Annotated in this window: 3 protein-coding genes; all 3 read right to left on the reverse strand. The window is 61.3% G+C overall.

The features are described from left to right. Nucleotides 1-491: 491 nt before the first annotated feature. From EKA13_RS25940 to EKA13_RS25950, 3 genes are read right to left on the reverse strand one after another with little or no spacing between them, the layout of a single operon-like run. Nucleotides 492-1,823 carry a TolC family outer membrane protein gene (locus tag EKA13_RS25940; RefSeq protein WP_065761913.1) on the reverse strand — a complete coding sequence of 444 codons (1,332 nt, stop codon included), beginning with the start codon at nt 1,821-1,823 and terminating at the stop codon, nt 492-494. A gap of 1 nt (nt 1,824) precedes the next feature. After that, complete coding sequence (locus EKA13_RS25945) at nt 1,825-3,144, reverse strand: HlyD family type I secretion periplasmic adaptor subunit (protein WP_245704425.1); 1,320 nt, start codon at nt 3,142-3,144, stop codon at nt 1,825-1,827. Nucleotides 3,145-3,167: 23 nt separating this feature from the next. Then, nucleotides 3,168-4,877 carry a type I secretion system permease/ATPase gene (locus tag EKA13_RS25950; protein ID WP_065761914.1) on the reverse strand — a complete coding sequence of 570 codons (1,710 nt, stop codon included), beginning with the start codon at nt 4,875-4,877 and terminating at the stop codon, nt 3,168-3,170. Between the last annotated feature and the right edge of the window lie 16 nt (nt 4,878-4,893).

The following is a 4,893-nucleotide window of genomic DNA, read 5'->3' on the forward strand; positions in this document are numbered from 1 at the left end:
TGCCTGAGACGCGCCTGCCTAAGCTCTGCCGGACTGGCTTCCTGATTCATGTTGCATCCTTGTCTAATTCGATTGCCCGGCAGTGGTCATCCATGAAGGGCGTGCCGACAGTGGCCTTGCTGACTGCAGTGGTAATGAGTGGGAGGCTCGCCCATAGCGGAACACCTCGAATGGCAAAGGATTGGAACGCTAGCAGATGCACTTCTGGAGGGATGTAGGACGCTTCCGAAAGTTGTTACAAGGCCGGTGTCGGCAGCTGCGTCTCACATTGTCGGGAGAGGGCGGGAAGGGGGCAAAGGTCGAGGTTACCGTCTGGGCAATGATTGAACGCGCGGTTCAAGCTGTTGCCGGGGGATGAGCTGGTATCCGGTCCGGTTGCTACCGGTATCGAAAGCCCCTGCAGGTGCTCATCCCTGCAGGTTAGCGTATCCAGAGCGGTGTATCGTGAGCGGAAGGCGAACTGTCAGGGCACTCAGGCCGCTTGTGCAGCACTAGAGTGGCTCTACGAGCCACTCGTTGGCCTTGCGGATATCGGCTTGTGCCAAGCGTCCGCTCCAGCGGTGCAGCACCAGCATGCTGGTGATGAAGCGGTACTGCGCCTGGTAGAGGTCACGGCGGGCGCGGAACTCTTCCTTGATGCTGTAGAGCACATCGACTGCATTCTTGACCCCGTAGCCAAAGGCTTTTTCCGTCGAGATGCGTGACTTCGTTGCTGATTCCAGCGCGCGGCGGGTGGCCTTGATACGTCCGAGTTCGGCGCTCATGCCGATGTAGGCTGTACGGGTTTCCTTGATGATCTCGCGGCGCAAGGCTTCCATTTCCTGCTGGGCGGCGTCTTTGTCGCCTTCCGAGCTGACCACGCGGGCGCTGGTGGAGCCGCCGCTGTACAGCGGTACTTGCAGGTCGAGGGACGCGACATAGTTTTCCGAGCGCGGTGTCAGGGTGCCCTCATAGCCGATGTCGCTGCGCAGTGCGGTCAGGTTCAGCCCAAGACGGGGCAGGTGCCCGGCCTTGGCTTCGGCGATTGCCGCATCGGCGGCATTGACGCTTTGTTGGCGGGCCAGCAGTGCCGGGTTGCTGCTCAGGGCCGCTTCTACCCAGTAATCCTGGGCTTGAGCCGGCAGGCTGAAACTCGGGTTGTCGCCCAGTCGCTTGAACGGTTCCTGAACGTCACGCCCTACCAGTTCGGAGATGGCCTCGCGGCTGTTCGCGACCTTGTTGCCTGCCTCGATCTCATCGGCCAGCAGCGTGTCGACCCGTGCTTCAAGGTCGTTTACGTCGGTGATCATCGCCATTTGCCGGGCGAACATCGCTTTCACTTGCTTGAGGTTGCGCTCGGTCGCGCTGCGTTCGCTACGCACCAGGGAAAGCTCGTCCTCGGCGGCGAGTACGGCAAAGTAACGTTCGGACAAGTCGATGCTGGCCTGTACCTGAGTGTCGTCCGACTCGTACTCACGCTGCTTGGTCAGTTGCGTGTACTTCTGGTAGCTGCGCCAGACCTGCGGGTCATAGATCACCTGATTCAGGCTCAGGGTAGCGCGCCGACCGGTGTATTCGGTTCGGCTCAGGTCGTCGTCACGCCGGCTACGGTTGACGCTGGCCCCGGCGCTGAGCTGCGGCAGGAGTTGGCCAAACGCTTCGCGCTGGCGGCCTTCGCCGCTGCGAATCAAGGCGTTCGCGCGCAGTATGCGTGGGTCGGCGCTGCTGGCTTCCTGCTGCAGTTGCCAGAGGTCGACGGCGTGGCCTGCGGCGCGGCTTTCAACTGGGCTGTTGGCCAGTGCTGCCAGTGGCACGGTTAAGCACATCGCGATCAGGTACTTCATGTCAGTCCTCGATCAGCGAGCGGGCGAAGGCATTGCTGGCAGGTTGTATCAGGTACTGCAGCAGGGTACGGGCGCCGGTGTTGATCAGGACTTCGGCAGGCATACCCGGTACCAGCGCCAGGTTGCCGAGGGTTTTTCGACCCGTTTCGGTCAGCGCTACACGGGCCAGGTAATACGCCGTCCCGGTCTCCTTGTTGGTCAGACGGTCGGCGGAGACCTGCAGCAACTGACCCTCGATGACCGGGGTTGCGCTGCTTTTGAAGGCGCTGAAGCGAATGTCCACCAACTGACCGACCACGATACGGTCGATATCGGTGGGCGACAGCTGTGCTTCGACAATCAGTTCTTCGTTGGCCGGAACAATGTCCATCAGCGGCGTGCCCGGGTTCACCACACCGCCCAAGGTATGCACGGTCATGCCCATGACCATGCCCGACTCTGGTGCCAGCACTTCCGTGCGCTTGTCGCGGTCTTGCACGGTGGCCAGTCGCTCGCGCAGGTCGTAGATCTTGGTGCGGGTTTCACCCAGTTGCCCGGCAACTTCGGTGGCGAAGGTCTTTTTCAACTGGAGAATCTTCAGCTCGGCTTCACCGATTTGTACCTGGGCACGGGCGCTGGCTGATTGATGCTCGACCACTTCGGCCTGCAGGCGCGCGAGGCTGCGTTCCTGTTCGCGCAGGCGCTGTTTATCAACGTAGCCTTCGGCCAACAAGGCGCGCAGGTCGACGATTTCTTCCTGGTAGGAGGTGGCCAGGGTCTGTTTGCTGGCGATGATCGCCCGGAAGCCGCGAATCTGTTCCTCGATCTGACGGATCGCTTTTTCCTGTATGCCGATCTCGCCCAGCAGCCCGTTGCGGCGGGTCTGGAAGATACGCGCTTCACTGTCGCGGGCTTCGCGCACGCGTGGATCACTGGCGTCGAGGTCGGGCACTGCGGCAGGCTCTGCCAATCCGTCGCGTTCGGCGACCAGTCGTGCTTCCAGTTCGCGTGCGGCGATCAGTTGGCTGCGCATCATCTCTGTCTCGGAGCGGGCCTGGGTGTTATCCAGGACCAGCAAGACGTCGCCTGCCGTTACTCGGTCACCGTCGTGTACCCGCAGTTCGCGGACGATGCCGCCTTCCAGGTGTTGCACGGTCTTGCGGTAACTTTTAACGGTGACGACACCGGGCGCCAGTGCAGCGCTTTCCAAGGGCGCAAAGACCGCCCAGCCGCCGAACAGGCCAAAGGTCACCATCACAATAAGGAAACCGACACGACGGGTTGGCCGGTCATCGACAGGCAACTGCGCCGTAGTGACGGAGGCGTGCATAGAGTCTTGCATGGCGTTGATCATCTGCTTGTTCGTTAGGCCTGAGCGGTTTGCGCGTGCGCGGTTATATTGCTGTGCAGGTGCGCCCAGACCTTGTCGCGTGGCCCGTACAGGCTCAGTTCGCCTTGGCTCAACACCAGCAATTTATCCACGTTTGCCAGCACGCCCGAGCGGTGTGTGATGACAAATACCGTGGCACCGCTTTGCTTGAGTTTGCGCAAGGCTTCAGCGAGCATCTGTTCACCGGTGTCATCGAGATTCGAGTTGGGTTCGTCCAATACCACCAGTCGCGGTGCCCGATACAGGGCGCGGGCCAGGCCGATACGTTGGCGCTGGCCACCGGAAAGCCCGCCGCCATTGGCGCCGATAAGGGTGTCGTAGCCCTGTGGCAATTGCAGAATCAACTCATGCACACCAGCCATTCGGGCCGCAGCGACAACGGCGGCAGCGTCGACTTCACCGAAGCGGGAAATGTTTTCGCTGATGCTGCCTTCGAACAACTCGATGTCTTGTGGCAGGTAGCCAATGTAGCGGCCCAGTTCGTCGCGTCGCCATTGGCTGATGTCGGCGCCGTCCAGGCGTACCGTGCCGGCCAGGCTTGGCCAGATCCCCAGTAGGGCGCGGGCCAGGGTCGACTTGCCGGCACCGCTGGGGCCGATGATACCCACGGCTTCCCCAGCAGCCACGCGAAAGCTCAGGTTACGCACCAATGGCGTGCGGTTGCCTGGCGAGCTGACGGAGAGGCTTTCGACCGTGATGGCACCGTGTGGTGCCGGCAGTGACATGCGCACCGGTTCAGCGGCAACTTTCTGCAGGAGTTCATGCAGCCGTGAGTACTGCGCACGCGCACCAACGAAGCCTTTCCAGATACCGATCAGCTGGTCGATCGGGGCCAGGGCGCGCCCCAGCAGAATGGAGCCTGCGATCATCAAACCGGAAGAAATCTCATGCTTGATGGTCAGGTAGGCGCCCAGGCCCAGTACCAGTGACTGGACAATCTGGCGGAAGGTCTTGGAGACCGCCGCAATGGCACCAGCGCGATCGCTGGCACAGCTTTGTAGCATCAAGACCTTGTTGATGCGCTGGCTCCAGCGCTGGCGCAGGTCTGCAAGCATGCCCATCGATTCGACGACTTCGGCATTGCGCAGGCTTTTCTGGGTGAAGGTAGTGGCCGCCATCTGCTCGCGGTTGGCCGCTTGCAGGGGTGCCTGGGTGAGTTTTTCGTTGAGGTAGGCCAGCGCACCCAGCAGCAGGGCACTGATCACGCCCATCCAGCCATACCAGGGGTGGAAGATAAACATGACCGCCAGGTAGATCGGAATCCAGGGGGTGTCGAAAAAGGCGAACAGGCCATTGCCGGTCAGAAACTGGCGCAGGCTACTGAGGTCGTTGAGGGGTTGGGCTGACGCATTCATGCCGCCGCTGTTCAGGGCCTGCCTGAAGCTGGCATCGAACAGTCGCTGGTTCAGCAGGGTGTCCAGGCGGGTGCTGATGCGCACCATGATTCGCGAACGTACCCATTCCAGGCCGCCGAGGGTGACCATCAGCAGCAACATGATCAGCGTCAACATCAGCAGTGTCGAGAGGCTACCGCTGCCTACGGCGCGGTCATACACCTGGAGCATGTAGAAGGAGGGCACCAGCATCAGCAGGTTGACGAAAAAACTGAAGAAGCCGACCGAAAGAAAACTCTCCCTGCATGCTGCGAGGGCGCTTTCCAGTTCAGTTCTGGGTTGCGTTGACATGGTCCCTTACCTGAGG

The organism is Pseudomonas defluvii (assembly GCF_001695625.1).
Taxonomy (GTDB): Bacteria; Pseudomonadota; Gammaproteobacteria; order Pseudomonadales; family Pseudomonadaceae; genus Aquipseudomonas; species Aquipseudomonas defluvii.